21 protein-coding genes and 2 tRNA genes are annotated in these 18,911 nt (G+C 69.5%); 5 read left to right on the top strand and 18 right to left on the bottom strand.

The genetic code is table 11. The features are described 5' to 3' along the window. Positions 1–26 precede the first annotated feature (26 nt). The 4 genes from BM272_RS09435 to BM272_RS09450 are packed head-to-tail and all read right to left on the bottom strand — an operon-like array spanning position 27 to position 2,959. Positions 27–980, bottom strand: coding sequence for a permease (locus BM272_RS09435; RefSeq protein WP_093428539.1), 954 nt, complete (start codon positions 978–980; stop codon positions 27–29). Between the two features lie 2 nt (positions 981–982). Further along, the gene (locus BM272_RS09440; RefSeq protein ID WP_093428540.1) at positions 983–1,417 is read right to left on the bottom strand and encodes an arsenate reductase ArsC; all 435 of its coding nucleotides are present in this window, start codon (positions 1,415–1,417) and stop codon (positions 983–985) included. Then, a complete protein-coding gene (gene arsB / locus BM272_RS09445; protein ID WP_205407789.1) occupies positions 1,414–2,493 on the bottom strand; it encodes an ACR3 family arsenite efflux transporter in 1,080 nt (359 codons plus the stop codon). Before arsB ends, BM272_RS09440 begins: the two co-directional genes overlap by 4 nt. 28 nt (positions 2,494–2,521) lie before the next feature. Beyond that, a complete protein-coding gene (locus BM272_RS09450) occupies positions 2,522–2,959 on the bottom strand; it encodes an ArsI/CadI family heavy metal resistance metalloenzyme (RefSeq protein WP_093428541.1) in 438 nt (145 codons plus the stop codon). Between the two features lie 119 nt (positions 2,960–3,078). Here BM272_RS09450 and BM272_RS09455 point away from each other — a divergent pair, with 119 nt between their 5' ends. After that, complete coding sequence (locus BM272_RS09455; protein WP_093428542.1) at positions 3,079–3,513, top strand: arsenate reductase ArsC; 435 nt, start codon at positions 3,079–3,081, stop codon at positions 3,511–3,513. An 18-nt stretch (positions 3,514–3,531) separates the two neighbouring features. Here the strand turns inward: BM272_RS09455 and BM272_RS09460 are convergent, their stop codons facing one another. Then, complete coding sequence (locus BM272_RS09460) at positions 3,532–3,960, bottom strand: hypothetical protein (RefSeq protein WP_093428543.1); 429 nt, start codon at positions 3,958–3,960, stop codon at positions 3,532–3,534. A gap of 4 nt (positions 3,961–3,964) precedes the next feature. Beyond that, on the bottom strand, positions 3,965–4,312 hold the full coding sequence (locus BM272_RS09465; RefSeq protein WP_093428544.1) for a metalloregulator ArsR/SmtB family transcription factor: 348 nt from the start codon (positions 4,310–4,312) through the stop codon (positions 3,965–3,967). Between the two features lie 135 nt (positions 4,313–4,447). On the opposite strand from BM272_RS09465, the gene BM272_RS09470 reads away from it, so the two are divergent. Next, a complete protein-coding gene (locus tag BM272_RS09470; RefSeq protein WP_240308084.1) occupies positions 4,448–5,743 on the top strand; it encodes a sensor domain-containing diguanylate cyclase in 1,296 nt (431 codons plus the stop codon). A gap of 68 nt (positions 5,744–5,811) precedes the next feature. Here the strand turns inward: BM272_RS09470 and BM272_RS09475 are convergent, their stop codons facing one another. Next, positions 5,812–7,407 carry a BCCT family transporter gene (locus BM272_RS09475; protein ID WP_093428545.1) on the bottom strand — a complete coding sequence of 532 codons (1,596 nt, stop codon included), beginning with the start codon at positions 7,405–7,407 and terminating at the stop codon, positions 5,812–5,814. 133 nt (positions 7,408–7,540) lie between these two features. Here BM272_RS09475 and BM272_RS09480 point away from each other — a divergent pair, with 133 nt between their 5' ends. From BM272_RS09480 to BM272_RS14305, 3 genes are all read left to right on the top strand, one after another. Then, positions 7,541–8,137 (top strand): SCO family protein, encoded by a 597-nt coding sequence (locus BM272_RS09480; RefSeq protein ID WP_159433059.1) that lies wholly within the window; start codon positions 7,541–7,543, stop codon positions 8,135–8,137. A 122-nt stretch (positions 8,138–8,259) separates the two neighbouring features. Beyond that, entirely contained in the window at positions 8,260–8,853 is a 594-nt protein-coding gene (locus BM272_RS09485) for an SCO family protein (RefSeq protein WP_159433060.1), read from the top strand. Continuing rightward, positions 8,850–10,382 (top strand): methyl-accepting chemotaxis protein, encoded by a 1,533-nt coding sequence (locus BM272_RS14305; RefSeq protein WP_093428548.1) that lies wholly within the window; start codon positions 8,850–8,852, stop codon positions 10,380–10,382. Before BM272_RS09485 ends, BM272_RS14305 begins: the two co-directional genes overlap by 4 nt. Before the next feature lie 13 nt (positions 10,383–10,395). On the opposite strand, the gene BM272_RS09495 is transcribed toward BM272_RS14305, so the two are convergent. The 11 genes from BM272_RS09495 to lolB all read right to left on the bottom strand — a co-directional run bounded on the left by BM272_RS09495 (position 10,396) and on the right by lolB (position 18,910). Then, positions 10,396–11,103: a polysaccharide deacetylase family protein gene (locus BM272_RS09495; protein WP_093428549.1), complete on the bottom strand. Its 708-nt coding sequence runs from the start codon at positions 11,101–11,103 to the stop codon at positions 10,396–10,398. Beyond that, a complete protein-coding gene (locus BM272_RS09500; protein ID WP_093428550.1) occupies positions 11,100–12,224 on the bottom strand; it encodes a glycosyltransferase in 1,125 nt (374 codons plus the stop codon). The genes BM272_RS09495 and BM272_RS09500 overlap by 4 nt, the downstream gene beginning before the upstream one ends. Continuing rightward, positions 12,221–13,399 (bottom strand): sulfotransferase, encoded by a 1,179-nt coding sequence (locus BM272_RS14195; protein WP_093428551.1) that lies wholly within the window; start codon positions 13,397–13,399, stop codon positions 12,221–12,223. The genes BM272_RS09500 and BM272_RS14195 overlap by 4 nt, the downstream gene beginning before the upstream one ends. 332 nt (positions 13,400–13,731) lie before the next feature. Further along, positions 13,732–13,808: transfer RNA gene (locus BM272_RS09510), tRNA-Met, on the bottom strand. A gap of 60 nt (positions 13,809–13,868) precedes the next feature. Beyond that, positions 13,869–14,960 carry a redox-regulated ATPase YchF gene (gene ychF, locus BM272_RS09515; protein WP_093428552.1) on the bottom strand — a complete coding sequence of 364 codons (1,092 nt, stop codon included), beginning with the start codon at positions 14,958–14,960 and terminating at the stop codon, positions 13,869–13,871. A gap of 21 nt (positions 14,961–14,981) precedes the next feature. After that, complete coding sequence (pth, locus tag BM272_RS09520; protein WP_093428553.1) at positions 14,982–15,554, bottom strand: aminoacyl-tRNA hydrolase; 573 nt, start codon at positions 15,552–15,554, stop codon at positions 14,982–14,984. Between the two features lie 12 nt (positions 15,555–15,566). Continuing rightward, positions 15,567–16,238, bottom strand: coding sequence for a 50S ribosomal protein L25/general stress protein Ctc (locus BM272_RS09525; RefSeq protein ID WP_093428554.1), 672 nt, complete (start codon positions 16,236–16,238; stop codon positions 15,567–15,569). A gap of 117 nt (positions 16,239–16,355) precedes the next feature. Then, positions 16,356–17,294, bottom strand: coding sequence for a ribose-phosphate diphosphokinase (locus tag BM272_RS09530; RefSeq protein ID WP_205407791.1), 939 nt, complete (start codon positions 17,292–17,294; stop codon positions 16,356–16,358). A gap of 76 nt (positions 17,295–17,370) precedes the next feature. Beyond that, a tRNA-Gln gene (locus tag BM272_RS09535) sits at positions 17,371–17,445 on the bottom strand. Next, a complete protein-coding gene (gene ispE, locus BM272_RS09540; RefSeq protein ID WP_093428556.1) occupies positions 17,425–18,288 on the bottom strand; it encodes a 4-(cytidine 5'-diphospho)-2-C-methyl-D-erythritol kinase in 864 nt (287 codons plus the stop codon). The genes BM272_RS09535 and ispE overlap by 21 nt, the downstream gene beginning before the upstream one ends. Then, positions 18,275–18,910: a lipoprotein insertase outer membrane protein LolB gene (gene lolB, locus BM272_RS09545; protein WP_159433061.1), complete on the bottom strand. Its 636-nt coding sequence runs from the start codon at positions 18,908–18,910 to the stop codon at positions 18,275–18,277. Before lolB ends, ispE begins: the two co-directional genes overlap by 14 nt. Position 18,911: the final 1 nt, after the last annotated feature.

The following is an 18,911-nucleotide window of genomic DNA, read 5'->3' on the forward strand; positions in this document are numbered from 1 at the left end:
GTCCTCCTCGGGTTCGAAACGCCGTTTCAGGCGAAGAGATTGAACAGCCAGCCCACCAGCATGAAGGCCACCGCCAGCACGGCGGCGTAGAGGGCCAGGGCCTTCCAGTGGATGACCTTGCGCAGGATGAGCATCTCCGGCAGGGAGAGGGCGGCGATGGACATCATCAGGGCCAGTACCGTACCCACGGCCACGCCCTTGCCCAGCATGGCCTCGGCCACGGGGATGACGCCGGTGGCGTTGGCGTAGAGGGGCACGCCCAGCAGCACGGCCCCGGGGACGGTCCACCACTGGCCGCCGGCGAGGTAGGTGGTCACCCACTGCTCGGGGACGAAGCCGTGGAAGGCGGCCCCCAGGGCGATACCGGCGACCACCCACTTCCAGATCCGGCCGACGATCTCGCGCACCTCGCCCACGGCGAAGCGGTGGCGACCGGCCAGGCTGGTATCGGCCTCGGGTTCGGCGGTCTCGCCCATCTGGATCTTCCAGACGTAGTCCTCCACCCAGCGCTCGGGGCGGAAGCGCTCCATGACCCAGCCGCCCACGTAGGCGACCACCAGGCCGGCGGCCACGTACATGGCGGTGAGCTCCCAGCCGAGGATCCCCACCAGCAGGACCACCGCCACCTCGTTGATCATGGGGCTGGCGATGAGGAAGGAGAAGGTCACCCCCAGCGGGATCCCCGCCTCCACGAAGCCGATGAACAGCGGCACCGAGGAGCAGGAGCAGAAGGGCGTCACCGCCCCCAGACCCACCGCGGAGGTGCGCGCCGCCCACTTGGGCTTGCCGCTGACGTAGTTGCGCACCCGTTCCGGGCTGATCATCGCCCGGAGCAGGCCCATGATGTAGATGACCACCACCAGCATCACGAAGATCTTGGTGGTATCCATGACGAAGAACTGGACCGCCGGGCCCAGGGAGCCCTCGGCGGCGAGCCCCAGCAGGTCGTAGGCGAACCAGTCGCCCAGCGCCTTGAACATGATCAGCCTCCCGTTGCGTCGTTGGTTGCGGTCAGTCGGGCCACCAGCGCCCGGACCCGCTCCTCCACCTCGTCCCGGGTGGCGCGGAAGGTCGCCATGATCGCCTCCTCGCTGCCGGTGGCCCGGGCCGGATCCTCCAGGGGCCAGTGCTCCCGTTCCGTTCCCGGCGGCAGGACGGGGCAGTTCTCGTCGGCGTGGCCGCAGACGGTGACCACCCGGTCCGCCCAGTCCAGGAGGGCACTGCTCAGGCGGGTGGAGTGCTGGTCGCGGATGTCCATCCCGGCCTCCTCCATGACGGCGATGGCGCGCGGGTTCTGGCCGTGGGCCTCGATGCCGGCGGAGTCGAAGGCCAGGCCGGGGTTCGCCAGGTGTCGCCCCCAGCCCTCCGCCATCTGGCTGCGACAGGAGTTGCCGGTGCAGAGAAAGAGGATGTTCATGGCTGTTGTGCCTCCGGGAAGCGGCCTCGGGTACGGTTGGCGATCTTCACCAGCGCGAGCATCAGCGGGACCTCCACCAGGACGCCCACCACCGTGGCCAGCGCCGCGCCCGACTGCAGGCCGAACAGGGCGATGGCGGCGGCCACCGCCAGCTCGAAGAAGTTGCTGGCGCCGATGAGCGCCCCCGGGGCGGCCACCGCATGGGGCACCCGCCAGGCGTACGCCCAGCCGTAGGCGATGAAGAAGATCAGGAAGGTCTGGAGGATGAGCGGCACCGCGATGAGCGCGATGTGCAGCGGGTGATTGAGGATCACCTCGCCCTGGAAGGCGAAGAGCAGCACCAGGGTGAGGATGAGCCCGGCGGGCGTGATGTGGCCCAGCCGCGGCAGGAAGGTGTGCTCGAACCAGGCCTGGCCCTTGCGCCGGATGAGGGCGACCCGGGTGACATAGCCGGCGGCCAGCGGAATGACGATGTAGAGCACCACCGACAGGGCCACCGTATCCCAGGGGACGGTGATGTCCGAGATCCCCAGCAGGAAGACGACGATGGGGGCGAAGGCGACCAGCAGGATGAGGTCGTTGAGCGAGACCTGCACCAGGGTATAGGCCGGATCCCCCCGGGTGAGATAGCTCCAGACGAAGACCATCGCCGTGCACGGCGCCGCCCCCAGCAGGATGGCCCCGGCCAGGTACTCCCGCGCCAGGTCGGCGGGGATGAGCGGGGCGAAGATCACGATAAGGAAGAGCCAGGCGATGGCGAACATGGTGAAGGGCTTGATGAGCCAGTTCACCGCGGTGGTAATGACCAGGCCCCGGGGCTGTCGCCGCACCCCCAGGATGGAGGCAAAGTCGATCTGGACCATCATGGGGAAGATCATCGCCCAGATGAGGAGGGCCACCGGGATCGATACCTGGGCATACTCCAGGCGCGAGAGCGCCTCGGGCACCGCCGGGGCGAGCTGGCCCAGGGCCACGCCGGCAACGATGGCCAGGGCCACCCAGAGGGAGAGGTAGCGCTCGAAGGGGCCCATGCCTTCGGCGACATCGGGCACCGCGGTGGTCGAATCGTGGCGCATGGTCCGGTCCTCGCGGAGGGATCGGGAGTCAGCCGCAGCAGCCGGTGCTCGCCGGCTCTTCCGCGGCCGGTGTGCAGCAGCTGCTGGCGGGGTCGTGAAAGAGCTGTGCCTCGCCCAGGGAGTGGAAGGTCTCCCACGCCACCCCTGCCGGATCCGTGGCCCAGTACTTGTCGGAGACAGCATAGCAGCAGGTGGTCCCGACCTCGGCGAGGCCGGCGGCATCGGCGGTCCGGGCCCGCTCGGCCAGGTGGGTCTGCTCCGCTTCATCCGCCGCCTGGAAGCCGAGATGGTCGACCCCCGGCTCGCGCCCCCGGGCCGAGATGGCGAAGTTCACCGCCGGGTCGGTGAGCTCCCACTTGGCGTAGTCCTCCTTCTGCACGGAGGGCTCGGTACCGAAGAGGGCGTTGTAGAACGCGATCCCCTCGCCGAGATCGGCGACGGCGACATGGACGTGGAAACGGCTCATGGGTTCCTCCTTCCCGTCACGGGATTGTCATCACTCCTGTGGGAGCCTTTTATATTCGGTTAACCCGATATGTCGAAGAGTGTATATTCGCTAACCCATATACGCAAACGGAGTCCTCCATGACCAGCCCCGTCCGTGTCCTCTTCCTGTGTACCGGCAACTCCGCCCGCTCGCAGATGGCCGAGGCCCTGCTGCGCCGGTACGGCGGCGCCGACTTCGAGGTCCGCAGCGCCGGCACCGACCCCCAGGGGGTCCATCCGCTGACCCTGCGCATGCTGGAGGAGTGCGGGGTCGCCACCGACGGGCTCCGCAGCGAGCCACTGGAGCAGTACACGGGGGAGGCGTTCGACTACATCATCACGGTCTGCGACCGGGCGCGGGATAACTGCCCGACCTTTCCGGGGGATGCCGAGCGGATCCATTGGGGCTTCGAGGATCCGGCTGCGGCCAGCGGGGACGAGGCCGCCCGGCTGGCCGTCTTCCGGCGCGTCTACAACGAGATCGCCGGCCGGATCCGTACCTGGGTCGAGACGGCGCGCAAGGGCCGTCGCTAGGGCTCTACCCCGGAGTGCTCAGCCGCGCCCCATGAGCCGCTGCCACCAGCGGCGGCGGTTGCCGGGGACCGGGGCATCGTCGGCCACCGGCTCCGGCGGGATCCGGGTGATCACCCAGCGCGGGGGGATGCGCTTGCCGCTGCTGCCGCAGGAGGCACCGAGGTTGTTGGGGTCGTAGACCTTGATGAGGGCGGGGTCGGTGGGCTCGTCGACGTAGACGATGCCGCAGAAGTCCTCGTCGTGCTCCCGGCGCAGGAGGGCGTCGAGTTCCTCGATAAAGGGGATCAGCTCCCCGGCCGGCAGCGGCTCCTCGGGCACGCCCTCGCCGATCTGGTAGACGTACCAGCCTTCGGCATCGCCGCGCAGCCGCTCCCAGAAGGCATCCAGCTGGTGCCAGCGCAGGATCCCGGAGAAGGCGCCGTCGAAACGCTCGCTGAAGGTCGCCATGGTCTCAGGCACAGCAGCTGTTGGCCGGTCGATTGGGCATGGCGGCCAGGCGGGCGGCGTCGGCCGCCCAGGGCTCGCGGTGGAGGAGGCCATCGGCCGTAGCCGCCAGCACGGCCCGGGCCCACTCGGGCAGATCGGGGTGGAGGCGGTAGTGGACCCAGTAGCCGTCGCGCCGGTCCTGGACCACCCCGGCGCTGCGCAGATGGCCCAGGTGCCGTGAGATCCGGGGCTGGGGCAGGTCCAGGGCGTGGGTCAGCTCGCAGACGCAGAGTTCCCCCTCCGCCTGGAGCAGCATCAGGCACCGCAACCGGGTCCCGTCCCCCAGCGACCGGAAGAACTGCTCCGCCTCCATCTTCACCCTCCCACCTGTTCGTGAGAGCAACCTAATACACCACCGGGACGGGGTAAAGCCGAGGGTGCGGAGGGAATGGCCTTCGCCTACAATAACCCGGGCCCTGTCGGGTCCTGCTACGCCCAGGGGGAGATCATGGAACTCGATCCGGACCACCCGCTCCACGACCGCGAGATGGCGGGGCTTCTGACGGTGGCCCTGGAGCAGACCTTCCTGGGCGTGGTCATCACCGATGCCGAACTCCAGGCGCCCGGCCCCCGGATCCTCTGGGCCAACCGACGCTTACTGGAGATGACCGGTTACACCATGGCCGAACTGCGTGGCTCCTCCCCCCGGATCCTGCAGGGGCCGGAGACCGAGCCCGCGGTGATCCAGGAGCTGCGCCGCGCCCTGGCCGCTGGCGAATCCTTCCAGGGGGAGACCGTAAACTACCGCAAGGATGGCATCCCCTACACGGTGGAATGGACCATCTCCCCGGTCCACACCGACGACAGCGGCAAGCCCGCCTACTATGTCTCCTTCCAGAACGAGACCACGGAAAAGTGGCAGGAGCGACGTCAGCGCCAGCAGCTCTCCACGGCGCTGGAGCAGACCGCCGACTCGGTCATGATCACCGAACCCGACGGCACCATCCGCTACGTCAATCGCGCCTTCGAGAACTACACCGGCTACGGCCGGGACGAGGCCATCGGCCGCCAACCCTCCCTGATGAAATCCGGCGAACACGATGCCGAGTTCTATCGGGAGCTGTGGGAGACCATCCAGGCCGGCCAGCCCTTTCGCGCCACCTTCACCAACCGCAAGCGCAATGGAGAACTCTTCTTCGAAGAGACGACCATCACCCCGGTCCAGGACGAGACCGGCCGGATCCGCGCCTACGTCTCTTCCGGCAAGGACGTCACCGAGCGCGTGGAGATGGAGCGCCAGCTACGGGAGATGGCGGTCACCGACCCGCTTACCGGCCTGGCCAATCGCCTGCGCTTCGAACAGACCCTGGAGGCCGAGCTGGAGCGTAGTCTGCGCTACGACAACCCCCTTTCCCTGGTCATGTTCGACATCGACCACTTCAAGGCGGTGAACGATACCCACGGCCACGAGGCCGGTGATGACGTCCTCCGGACCCTCGCCGACTGCGTCAATAACCAGCTTCGTCGCAGCGACGCCCTGGCCCGCTGGGGCGGGGAGGAGTTCCTGGTCCTCGCCCCCCAGGTGGGCGCCGCCGAGGCCGCCGCCCTGGCGGAGAAGCTGCGCGCCGCCGTGGCCGCCCAGGACTTCGGCCTGAGCGATCCCGTCACCGCCAGCTTCGGCGTGGCGGAGCGGGCCCCGGGTGATACCCCCAAGCGGCTCATCCGTCGGGCCGATGACGCCCTGTATGCCGCCAAGGAGACTGGCCGCAACCGGGTCGAGGTCGCCGACGGACAGGTACGCTAGGGGAAGCCCTCCCCCCAGCACCCCCGTTACCGAACCGGCCCCGCACGAGGGAGCCGGTCACAGGGGGCTCAGCCCGCCTTGCGACGACGCTGCAGCGGGACCGGCATCTCGCCGCGGTCGACGTAGCTGGCCAGCCCCTTGTGCAGGCTCCAGGTGAGCAGCAGCAGGAGCACCGCGAAGGGCAGGCCGGTACTGATGGCGGCGGTCTGCAGGGCGCCGAGGCCACCGGCCACCAGCAGGGAAGCGGCGACCACGCCCTCGGTCACCGCCCAGAAGATCCGCTGGGCCACCGGCGGCTCGGTCTTGCCGCCGGCGGTAATCATGTCGATGACCAGGGAGCCGGAGTCCGAGGAGGTGACGAAGAAGGTGATGATGATCAGCGTCGCCACCACCCCGGCCGCGGCAGCGATGGCCGCGGCCAGACTGCCGGTAAGCACCGTGAAGGGGAGCATGTCCAGGAAGACGAACAGGGAGGTGGTCAGGTTGTCCTGCACCGCCTGGGCCATACCCTTGTCGGCGATCATCTCGAAGTACATGGCGGCGTCCCCGAAGATGGAGAGCCAGATGAAGGTCAGGGTCGTCGGCACCAGCAGCACGCCGAGGACGAACTCCCGGATGGTCCGCCCCTTGGAGACACGGGCGATGAACATGCCCACGAAGGGAGACCAGGCGATCCACCAGCCCCAGTAGAAGATGGTCCAGGCGTTCTGCCACTCCCCGGCGGAGTAGGTCTCGTTCCAGAAGGCCAGGCGGAAGAAGTCGTTGAGGTAGTTACCGACGTTCTCCACGAAGCCGTTGAGGATGAACAGGGTCGGGCCCAGGACCACTACGAAGAGCAGCAGCAGGCCAGCGGCGACCATGTTGATCTCCGACAGCCGCCGGATGCCGTGGTCCAGTCCCGCCACCACGGAGATCGTGGCCATGACGGTAATGATGGCGATAAGCCCCATCTGGACCGCCGGCCCCTCGGGGACACCGAAGAGGAAATTCAGCCCGCCGTTGACCTGGGAGACGCCCAGGCCCAGGGAGGTCGCCACGCCGAACAGCGTCGCCACGGTGGCGATGATGTCGATGAGGTGGCCCCAGAAGCCGTAGATCCGATCCCCCAGCAGGGGGTAGAAGATCGTGCGGACCGACAGCGGCTGCTTCAGGTTGAAGGTAAAGAAGGCCAGCGCCAGCCCCACCAGGGTGTAGACCGCCCAGGGGTGCAGCCCCCAGTGGAGGAAGGTGGTCATCATGGCATCTTCCGCCGCCTGGACGGTGCCCGGCTCGGCGCCGTGGGGCGGCGTGATGAAGTGGTACATGGGCTCGGCCACGGCGTAGAAGAGCAGCCCGATGCCCATGCCGGCGGAGAAGAGCATGGCGAACCAGCCGGCGTAGCTGAACTCCGGCTTGGCATCGTCCCCGCCCAGGCGGATGTGGGAAAAGCGCGAGAAGGCGAGATAGACCACGTAGGCCAGGATGGCGTTGATGGCCAGGACGAAGAACCAGCCGGTCTTGTTGGTGATCCACTGCTGCGTGGCCTCGAAGATGGCCGACATGGTGTCGAGCTTGATGAAGCTCAGGATCACGAAGCTGGCGATGATCAGCGACGAGGTGAGGAACACGACAGGGTTGAGGTCCAGGACGCGCGTCCCGTTGACCTTGTAGACCCAGTTCTTCATGGAAGAGCTCCTTGAGAGGACTGCAATGGGGTCAGCGGGGCATTGCGGGAGCCGTATCCGGCGATGCCCCCTGGCACGGGTGGTCTTTACGCTAGCACAATTACAGCCTTTCGCCATAAGGACGACACCGCCCGTGCGATGGTCCCGCCTCCTGCCGCCCCTGGTTCCGGCCCTCGCCCTGATGGGGGCCGGGGCCCTGTGGTGGACCGCTGGCGGGACTCCGGCGGAGCTCCGAGGTATCGCCCTGAACGAGCCCTGCCCCCTACCCACCTTCCGGCTGGGGAACGGAGAGGGCGAGGCCCTGGAGCGGGAAGATCTCCTGGGCCAGTGGCACTTCGTCTACTTCGGTTATACCCACTGCCCCGACGTGTGCCCGCCCACCCTGGCCCGGCTCGGCGAACTCGCCGACCTCCTGCCGGCCGGGGAGGCCGGCTACCTGTTCGTCTCCGTGGACCCGGCCCGGGACGACCCGGCGCAGCTGGCCGAATACACCGATTACTTCCACGAGCGACTGCAGGGCTATACCGGCACGCGGGCCGGGATCGACCGCCTGGTGGCCGCTGCCGGCGCCCATTACCGGCTGGGCGAGGGAGCCGACTACACCGTCGACCATTCCGCCGGGGTCTTCCTCGTCGGCCCCGAGGCCCGTGTGCGTGCGGTCCTGCCGCCGCCCCACCGGCCTGCCGAGATGGCCGAACTCTTCCGGGACGTGCAAAAATATTCCCCGTAGACATCATTTTCTGCGCGATTCTTGTCCTCCCCGGGGGAGCCGATTATGCTCCGCGTCTCGGGCCGGAGATGTCCGGTGTGCGGCAAGGGACTGCGCTTCCAACACCTCCCGGGAGGACGGACATGGGGATGCGCCTGCTCTGGGTGGCCGCCGCACTGGTCGCGGTCTTCGCCCTGCCCTTCCTGGGCAATCCCTTCTCCGCCTCCGACCTCCACGGCCGCGCCCTGGACCGCCCCGTACCCGACGTCTCCCTGCGGGACTCCGCGGGCACGCCGGCCTCCCTCGCGCGCTGGGAGGGCCACCCCGTCTACCTGATGTTCGGCTACCTGGGCTGCGAGGATGTCTGCCACAGCCAGGCCTTCACCCTCCAGGGGATCGCCGAACGCAGCGGCCGTGACGATCTGCGCTTCGTCTACATCGCCATGGACCCGGCCCGGGATGAGCCAGGGCAGGTCGCGGCCTACTTCGACGACCGCGGCGAACGCTTCACCAGCCTGCACGCGCCCGACATGGCGGCGATCCAGGCGGTGGCCAACCGCTTCAATGCCCCCTACAGCCGCGATGGCCGGGGCGAGTACGAGATCGACCATCCCGGCTTCATCTATCTCATCGACGCCCGGCAGCGGATCCGGGCGCTGTACAGCGGCGCCACCCCGAGCATCCCGCTGATGCTCGAGGACCCGGCCCACATCGCACCCCGAGGAGAGAATTCGTGAGCGAACAGCAACGCATCGATGCGGCCATCGCCGAGCAGACCACCGCCACCCGGCGCCGCTACGACCGGATCCTCTGGCTGCTCATCCTCGCCCACCTGCCGCTGACCATGGGCCTCGTGCCCCTGGGTTACGGGACGTGGGGCTTTGCCGCCGCCGGCTCCCTCCTCCTGGGCGCCATCGCCACCGGGGCCTGGTTCACCCTGGCCGGCACGCGGACCTTCGGGATCGTGGCGGCCATCCTCCTCATGGGGCTGTCGGCGGTGATGATCCAGTCGCAGCTCGGCCGCATCGAGATGCACTTCCACATATTCGGGGCGCTGGCGCTGCTGCTCATCTACCGTGACTGGCTGCCGCTGGTCGCCGCGGCCGCCGTCATCGCCGTCCACCACGTCGTCCTCACCTACCTGCAGCTGGAGGGTATCCAGCTCGGGGACATGCCGGTGATGATCTTCTCTTACGGCTGTAACTGGGGGATCACGGCGCTGCACGCCGCCTTCGTGGTCTTCGAGACGGCGATCCTCGTCTACTACGCCCACCTCCTCGCGGGCGAGCAGTACACCTCGGCCGGGATCAACGCGGCCGTCCGCGCCATCGAGGAGGACCGGGACCTGACCTTCAGCGTGCCCGGTGAGGAGAGCGACCCCACCGCCCGCGCCTTCAACCAGACCATGGCCGCCTTCGCCGGCCTCGCCCGGCAGACCCGGGAGTCTGCCGAGGACATCGCCAACGAGGCCGGCGGGCTGGCGGATAGTGCTCGCCACACCGACGAGCTCGCCCGGGGGCAGCAGAGCCAGGCCAGCCAGGCCGCCTCCTCCGCCACCGAGATGTCCCAGTCCATTCAGGAGGTGGCCGCCAGCGCCCAGGCCACCGCCGACGCCGCCTCCACCGCCAACGACCACGCCAATGCCGGGGCCGGCACGGTGGAACAGTCGGTGGCGGACTCCCGCAAGCTCGGCGACGCCATGTCCCGGGCCGGGGACTCGGTCAATCAGCTGGCGGACAAGGCCGGGAACATCAACAAGATGGTGGAGGTCATCCGCGGGATCTCGGAACAGACCAACCTCCTGGCGCTCAATGCCGCCATCGAGGCGGCCCGGGCCGGGGAGGCCGGGCGTGGATTCGCCGTGGTGGCCGACGAGGTCCGCAACCTCGCCCAGCGCTCCCAGCAGTCCACGGAGGAGATCGAGCAGACCATCAACGAGGTCCAGGGACAGACCCACACCACCGTGGAACAGATCGAGGAGGCCCGGGGCATTGCCGCCACCAACGCCGACAACATGCAATCGGTGAACGAGGCCTTCCAGAACGTGGTCGATGCGGTCTCGGACATCTCCCAGCGGACCTCCGCCATCGCCTCGGCCACGGAAGAGCAGAGCACCGCCGCCGAACACATCGCCGAGACCGTGGAGACCATCTCCGGCCAGGGGGCCTCCCTCACCAGCACCGCCGAGCAGGACAGTCAGCGGGTGGAGACCCTGCGAGAGCTCTCCCGGACCCTGGCGGAACGGGCAGGCGCCTACCGGACCTGAGCGAGGGAGAGCCCTACCCGGGCAGGTATTCGGCGTAGCGCGGGGTCGCCTTCCCGCGCGCCAGGAGGACCCGAAGGTGTCCCGCCAGCGCCAGTTCGGCATCCCGGGGGTGGATGGCCACGCGCAGGGGCCGCTGGCTGTGTAACGCCCGCCCCTCCTGGATTCGATTCCAGCCATCCAGAAAGAGGCGGCGGATCGGGGTATCCGCCTCGTAGCCGGCCAGCGGCAGGCGCCAGAGGCGGTTCTGACGCACCTCCAGCAGGCCGCCGGTAACCTCCACCCGCCGATAGGGCAGGCGCGCCAGGGCGCCCCCCTCCACCCGCCCCAGGGCCCAGGCCGGCGGCACGTAGGTGGTCGGCATGGCCAGGCCGTGGGCGGGGAACCAGTCGGCAGCGGCGCGCATCCGGTCGAGGATGGCCTCCGGGCTCAGGGCCAGGTGTTCGGCGGCGCGGCGGGAGAGCAGCGCGCCGTGCAGTCGATGCCAGAGGCCGCCGAACTGCCACACATGGTGGTACCAGCCGTGGGCGGCCAGCTCCACGCCGTCGGCCTCCCAGGCGGCCAGCTGCGCCAACCCCTCGCGATCCCAGTCCCGGCCGGGTACCACCAGCAGCGTGGGCCTGTGGTGGCCGGCCGCCGCCAGTTGTTCCATCAGGGTGCGGATCCGGGGCAGCGTCTCCGGCATCACATCGTGGATGGAGACGAGCAGATCCGGCGCGTTCATGGTCGGGCGTGCCGTAGCAGGACCGTCAGCCACTGCTCCAGGGTATCGCCGTTGAGGCGCTGGGCCGCCCGGCGGGCACAGCCGGCCACCGCCTCCAGGGTCCCGGCGGGCCGTCGCCGCAGCCGCTGAATGGCGGTGGACAGCGCCTCGCCCGGGTGGAGGGTGAAGAGCCCGGGCGCCAGCCCCGGCCAGTCCTGGATGCCGGCGCTGGCCGCCACCAGGGCGGGGCGGCCCCGCGCCATGGCCTCCAGGGCCACGGACCCGAAGGTCTCCTGGTGGGAGGGCAGGACCAGCAGCGAAGATTCGTCCAGCAGTTCCCGCAGGCCGTCGCGATCCAGCCAGCCCCGGTATTCGAGGTTTTCCAGGCGGGCGGCGGCCTCCTCCACCCGGGAGCGCAGCGGGCCATCCCCCCCGATGAAGAAGGGGATCGACGGCAGCTCCCGGGCCGCCTCGAGGACGGCATCGATATTCTTCTCCGCGGCCAGCCGGCCGGCGAAGCAGATCCGCATCGGGGCCGGGGGTGGCGAGACCGGGCTGGCCAGGAAATCCCGGGCCAGCGGCGTCCCCATGACCTCCACCGCCGGGGCGCCCAGGTCCCGGACCACACTGGCCAGGGCGCGGTTGTTCACCAGGACCGAGGCGCTGCGGCGGAAGAGGTGGCGGTTGGCCCCGCCCAGGGCGCCGACCACCAGGCGCCGCGTCACCGGGCCCCAGTAGAGGTCGGCCAGCCCCTCGAAGTGGGTGTGGAAGGCGCTCAACAGCCCGCAGCCCTGGCGCCGTGCCAGCCACGCACCCAGCAGGCCGTAGGGGCCCGGCGTCACGCTGACCACGACGTGGGGCTGTAACTCGGCCATGGTCCGGCGCAGATGCCACGCTCGCGGGATGGCCAGGCGCTGGGTGGGATCCCCCGGCAGGGGGAGCGAGACCCCCCGCCAGTCCTCGTCCCCGCCCGGCTGGACCACCCGGGCCTCCGCCACGCGCGGCGCCAGATGGCCGAGGAGATCGTGGTAGTAGGCGCCGGTGCCGTTGCGCTCCGGCAGGGCATCCGAGAAGAAGGCGATCCGGAGGTCCTCCGGCCGGGTGGTGGCCTCCGGCTCGACCAGGGCGGCAGCTTGATTCAAGGGTGACTCCCGACGCGATGGGGTTGTTGCAGCAGATGGCGATAGGGCGGCTCCAGACGGGCGTCCATCTCTGCCGGTTGCAGCGCCAGGGCCGAGACGGCGTGGCGATGACCACTGGTCCCGCCCGCGGGGAGCGCGGCCAGGCGCGCCGCCAGCGCCGGCCCCGGGGCCTCGCCCAGCCGCTCCAGCGCGGCGCGCAGCGTGGCCCCCGGGGCGGTACGCAGGTCCGCCATGTCGATGACGGCCACCGTCCCCGTGGGCCAGTCGGCGACCGTCCGGCCCAGATGGCCCAGGGTCTCTTGATAGCCCTCCAGGAAGAGGCGCTGGAAGGCCTCGCCCCGGGTGGCCGTCCCGAAGAGGCGCTCCGCGGCCGCCACCGAGCTGATCTGGGAACTCAGGGCGGTGCCGGGCTCGCGGAGGCAGAGGAGGAAGCGGGCATCCGGGAAGGTCTCCCGCAGCCCCGTGACCCAGCCGCCGAAGGCCGCATTCTTGGAGAGCAGCCGACGAGCGCCGCCATCGGCGTAGAGGTGGCGCTGCAGCAGGCGGCGGTAGAGCCGTAGCAAACGGCCGCGCCGCCCGGCCCCCAGGGCGGTATCCAGCCGCCCCAGCTCCGCCGGGCCGCTCTCCCCGGGCAGGGCCAGGACCGGCAGGAAACAGCCGCCAGCCGGGAGCAGCAGGAGGTAGTCCTCCTCCGCCGCAGTGAGGCCCACGGCGTGGATGGCCTCCATGCCCCCCGTGAGCCGGCGGGTAAGCGCCGCCAGTGCCCGCGCACCCAGCCCTCCCAGAGCGCCATCCGCGCGCGCCAGGAGGCCGACCAGCCGCCGCTGCAGGATGGAGGGGGCGAGCAGCGCCTCCCAGGTAGTGACGGTGGTGAAGGTCTCGCCCTCCCCCGCCAGGGTGCGGTGGACGAAGGTCGTCCCGCTGCGCGGGATCCCGGTAATGAACAGCGGCCGCTCCACCGCCGTGCGCCGGTAGGCCGGGAAGAGGACCTCGTCCAGGAGCAGGCAGAGGATGTGAACGAACTGGAGTAGCAGGAAGAGCGGCCCACCCGCCAGCAGGACCAGCAGACGCCGCAGGGTCATGGGGGCCCGTGGGTCCCGCCAGCTCACCAGGGCCCGCAACCACCAGCGCAGTTGGTGACCCATCCCCTCCAGGAAGGTATAGAGCGTCAGCATCACCGGACCCGGTTCCAATACGGACCCGACTCTAGCCGGATCGGGTTACAGGGCTGTTACGAAGGCAACAGTGCCCAGCGTCCACCGTTCCTGGCGCAGACAGGAGATCGCGACTCGCCCTTTTCCGCCCGCCCCACCACATGAGGGCGTCGCTTTTGGGGAGGACTTCATTCAGGAGGCAAAGGGGCTTGAACGCCCCTTCGAGCCGTTGCAGTTTACGAAGCGCGGCGCCTCGCAAGACGTGGCGCGTTACAGGAAGGGCACAAAGTGGGCACAAGATGGGCACAGGCCCGGAACGAGAAAAGGGTTGCCGAGGCAACCCTTTGATTTACTGGTGGCTACGCCCTGATTCGAACAGGGGACCCCATCATTATGAGTGATGTGCTCTAACCAGCTGAGCTACGTAGCCAGGGGGGGAAGTTCTTCTGAAGCCCGGCATTTTCTTCGCCGGGCCCTGTTGTGTCAAGGTTCAGACGTTGAAGAGGAAGTGGATGACGTCGCCGTCGACGACCACGTACTCCTTGCCCTCGGAGCGCAGCCGGCCGGCCTCCTTGGCTCCTTTCTCGCCACCATGCTCGACGAAGTCGTCGTAGCTGATGACCTCGGCCCGGATGAAGCCGCGCTGGAAGTCGGTGTGGATGGCCGCGGCGGCCTCCGGGGCGGTGGCGCCCTGGCGGGTCGTCCACGCCCGGGCCTCCTTGGGCCCGGCGGTGAAGTAGGTCTGCAGCCCCAGCAGGTCGTAACCGGCCCGGATCACGCGGTTGAGTCCCGGCTCTTCCTGGCCGATCTCGGCCAGGAATTCGGCGCGCTCCTCGCTGTCCAGCTCGGCGATCTCCGACTCGATGGCCGCACAGACCGGCACCACCCCGGCCCCCTCGGATGCGGCGTGGGCCCGCACCGATTCCAGGTGGGGGTTGTCCTCGAAACCGCCCTCGTCGACGTTGGCGATGTAGAGGGTCGGCTTGATGGTCAGCAGGTGGAGATCCCGGAGGTGCTCGCGCTCCTCCTCGGTAAGCCCCAGGGCCCGCACGGGCTGGCCCTCGTCCAGGGCGGCCTGCACGCGTTCCAGCACCGCCAGCCGGGCCTGCGCCTCCTTGTCCCCGCTCTTGGCCGCCTTGGCGGTCCGTTCGCGGTTGCGGGTGACGGTATCGAGATCCGCCAGGGCCAGCTCGGTGTTGATGACCTCGATATCCCCCACCGGGTCCACCTTGCCGCCCACGTGGACCACGTCGCTATCCTCGAAGCACCGGACCACATGGCCGATGGCATCGGTCTCCCGGATGTTGGCGAGGAACTGGTTCCCGAGCCCCTCGCCCTGGGAGGCCCCGGCCACCAGGCCGGCGATGTCGGTGAACTCCAGGGTGGTGGGGATCACCTTCTCCGGCTGCACCAGCTCCGCCAGCTTGTCCAGTCGCGTATCCGGTACCGGCACCACGCCGACGTTGGGCTCGATGGTGCAGAAGGGATAGTTCTCCGCCTGGATCCCGGCACTGGTGAGGGCGTTAAAGAGGGTGGACTTGCCCACGTTGGGCAGGCCCACAATGCCACAGGTAAACCCCATTGAAGGACTCCGGTGGTGGTGTCAGGTGGTGTGGAGGCGATTCATGGTGTTGGCAAAATCGCCGGTCACCATGGCCTCGAGTTCGCCGACGGCGGCCTCCACCGCCTCGTCGATGGCCCGGCGCTCGGCCTTGCCGGGGCGATCGAGGACGTAGCGCACCACGTCCCCGCCGGTTCCCGGGTGGCCGACGCCCAGCCGCAGGCGGTGGAAGTCCCGGCTCCCCAGGGCCCCGATGATGTCGCGCAGACCGTTGTGCCCGCCGTGGCCGCCGCCGGTCTTCAAGCGGACGGCACCGGCGGGCAGATCCAGCTCATCGTGGGCCACCAGGACCGACTCCGGCGCCAGGCGGTAGAAGCGCGCCAGCGCTCCCACCGCCTGCCCGGAGTGGTTCATGTAGGTCGTAGGCTTCGCGACCCGGAGGTCCTGGCCGGCCACCGAGATCCGGGCGACGTCGGCGCTGTGCTTCGCCTCGCGCTTGAAGGCGCCGCCAAGGGCGGCGACCACGGCATCGGCGAACCAGTAACCGGCGTTGTGCCGAGTGCCGGCATACCGGTCACCCGGGTTTCCCAGACCGGCGATGAGAGCCAGGGCCACGGCGCCGCCGGACTACTCTTCCTCGCCTTCCTGGTCGCTCTCGCCACCCTCCTCGGCAGCCTCGGCCTCTTCCTCCTCGACTCCGGCCGAGGTGGCAGTGGCGCGGGTGGCCTCGATGGCGGCGACCTGGGCATCGTGGTCGGCCCCCTGGGTCAGGGCGATGATCTCCACCCCCTTGGGGAGCTTCAGCTCGGAGAGGTGGACGGAGTCACCCACCTTGAGCTTGCTCATGTCCACGCGGATGGACTCGGGCAGGTCGCCGGGGAGGCAGCTGACCTCCACCTCGTTGAGGGCGTGGGTGGCCACGCCGCTCTGGCGCTTGATGCCGGGGGCCTCCTCCTCGCCCTCGAAGTCCAGCGGCACGCTCACGCGGATGGGCTCCTTGGCGCTGACGCGCTGAAAGTCGGCGTGGACGATCTTGGGCTTGGCCGGATGGCGCTGCAGATCCTTGATGATGGCCGGGATCTTCTCGCCGTCCAGCTCGATGTTGAGGATGCTGGAGGCGAAGGCCGGATTGTGGAGCTGCTTCTCCAGGACATTGTGGTTCAGCGCGATGGCCACCGGATCGGCATCCGCCCCGTAGAGGATGGCGGGCACCTGGCCGTTCCGACGCAGGCGGCGGCTCGCACCCTTGCCCTGCTCGGACCGCTTCTCGGCGCTGACGATGATGGTGTTCTTGCTCATTTCGAGTGACTCCGTGATTTCAACTGGAACGACCGCCCGAAGGCGGCCGCCGCCTCCCCCGCGACCAGGTTCGGCGTACCCGGGGCGCCGACGGCGCCCCTGCAGGGATTCTTGCGGTCAGTCCATGTAGAGGGAGCTGACCGACTCCTCGTGGCTGATCCGGCGGATGGTCTCGGCCAGCATCTCGGCGATGGAGAGCACCCGGATCTTGCCGCTCTCGCGCCCCTCGCGGGAGAGCGGGATGGTGTCGGTGACCACCAGCTCGTCCAGCCGCGATTCGACGATATTGTCGATGGCGGGACCGGAGAGCACCGGGTGGGTACAGTAGGCCAGTACCCGCGCGGCGCCCTGGTCCTTGAGGGCGCCGGCGGCCTTGCACAGGGTCCCGGCGGTATCCACCAGGTCGTCCACCAGGATGCAGGTGCGGTCCCGGACATCGCCGATGATGTTCATTACCTGGGATTCGTTGGCCCGCGGCCGGCGCTTGTCGATGATGGCCAGCTCGGCATCGTCCAGCCGCTTGGCCACGGCGCGGGCGCGGACCACGCCGCCCACGTCCGGCGAGACCACCATGAGGTTCTCGTACTTCCGCCGCCAGATATCGCCCAGGAGGATGGGCGAGGCGTAGACGTTGTCCACCGGGATATCGAAGAAACCTTGGATCTGGTCGGCGTGGAGATCGACGGTCAGGACCCGGTCGCAGCCCACTGATTCGATCATGTTCGCCACGACCTTGGCGGAGATCGGCACCCGGGACGATCGCGGCCGACGGTCCTGGCGGGCGTAGCCGAAGTAGGGCAGGACCGCGGTGACGCGCCCGGCGGAGGCCCGCCGCAGGGCGTCGATCATTACCAGCAGTTCCATGAGATTGTCGTTGGTGGGCTCGCAGGTGGGCTGGACCACGAAGACGTCGCGACCGCGGACGTTCTCCATGATCTCCGTCATGCTCTCGCCGTCGCTGAACTTACCCACCACGGCCCGACCGAGGGGGATCTTCATGAAGCTGACAATGGCCTTCGCCAACTGCGGGTTGGCGTTGCCGGCAAAGACCATCATGTTCGTGTCCGCCAAGGTCTGTCCCCGAATAAGCTGTAGCCGGAACGGGAAACGGCCCCCGAAGGGGCCGGATGAATGGCTGGGGCGGCAGGATTCGAACCTGCGCATGGCGGCACCAAAAGCCGCTGCCTTACCGCTTGGCTACGCCCCAGTAGTCGATCCACTCGCCGTCCAGAAGCGGCGAGCGGTTGCAGCCGCGGGCCACGAAGCCGGACCAGCGCGTCGGCAGCCGGGCGGCCACCGCCTCGGCCGCGGGCTGCTGGTCGAAGGCGGCAAACAGGCACGCCCCGGAGCCGGTCATCCGCGCCGGAGCGAAGGCGCCCAGCCACTCCAGCGCCGCGGCCACCTCCGGCTCTCGCGCGGCGACCACCGCCTCCAGGGCGTTGCCACCGCGGCCCGCGAGATAGTCATCCATTGTAATGGGGGGCATGGCCCGGTTCAATTCCGGATCGGCGAAGATGGCCGCGGTGCTCACCGCCACCGGCGGCACCACCACCAGGAACCACGGCTCGGGGAGCTCCACCGGGGTCAGGGCCTCGCCCACCTCCTCGGCCCAGGCGGCCTGGCCGCGGACGAAGACCGGCACATCGGCCCCCAGCTCCAGCCCCAGGCGCGCCAGGGCCTCCTCGTCCAACCCGGTCTCCCAGAGCCGGTTCAGCGCCACCAGGGTGGTGGCGGCGTCGGAGCTGCCACCACCCAGGCCACCCCCGGCGGGGAGGCGCTTGGTCACCGTGAGGTCGGCCCCCTGGGTGGCACCGGTCGCCGTCTGGAGCCGATGCGCGGCCCGGGCCACCAGGTCCTGCTCCGGATCCAGCCCCTCCAGGCGGTGGTGGATCCGGATGGCGCCGTCCGTGCGCGGGGTCACGCGGACGGTGTCGCCGTAGTCCAGGAACTGGAAGACGGTCTGCAGGCGATGGTAGCCATCCGGCCGGCGGCCGACCACGTGGAGGAAGAGGTTGAGCTTCGCCGGGGCGGGCCAGTCAGTCGGCGTCACCACTCGCCTCCGGGAAGTGCCAGTCGTGGATGGCCAGGCGCAGACGGACGGAGCCGTCACCACGGGTCGCGGTGAGCGCCTCCGGCAGGGCCCGGCCGCCGTGGTCACCGTAGGCGGTGTACCGGACCTCCCAGCCGCGCTGGGTGAGCGTGGAAAGCCGGCCCCGATCATCCAGCTCCCGCGCGCGAACATCGCCAGGAGCGGGCAGACCGCGGACCCAGTACTCCAGGGCGGCCACGGGGAGGATCAGGCCGGTCCGGCGGTAGAGCAGGGCGCGGGCGTCACGGTCGAAATAGGTCCCCTGGGAACCCTCCAGTACCGCCCCGTCGGGCCCGCCCCGGAGGACGACCTCCCCGGTCCCGAAGGGGCCGTAGAGGGCCACCCGCCAGCGCTCTCCGCGCTGGCTCCAGTCCAGGGAGGCGCGGCTGCCCTCCTCCCCGGCCCGGATGGCCACGCGGCCGCCCAGCTCCCAGCGCTGGACCTTGCTCAGGCTGTCGCGATGCCGCTCCCAGGCCGCCTCCCGGTCCTCCACGGGTTCCGGGCTCGGGGCCGTGGCACAGCCGGCCAGCAGCAGGAGGGCCAGCGCGGGCGCGGCCAGCATCGGGCGAAGGGGGTTCGGCACC

The sequence above is a fragment of the Thiohalospira halophila DSM 15071 genome (assembly GCF_900112605.1).
GTDB classification, from domain to species: Bacteria; Pseudomonadota; Gammaproteobacteria; order Thiohalospirales; family Thiohalospiraceae; genus Thiohalospira; species Thiohalospira halophila.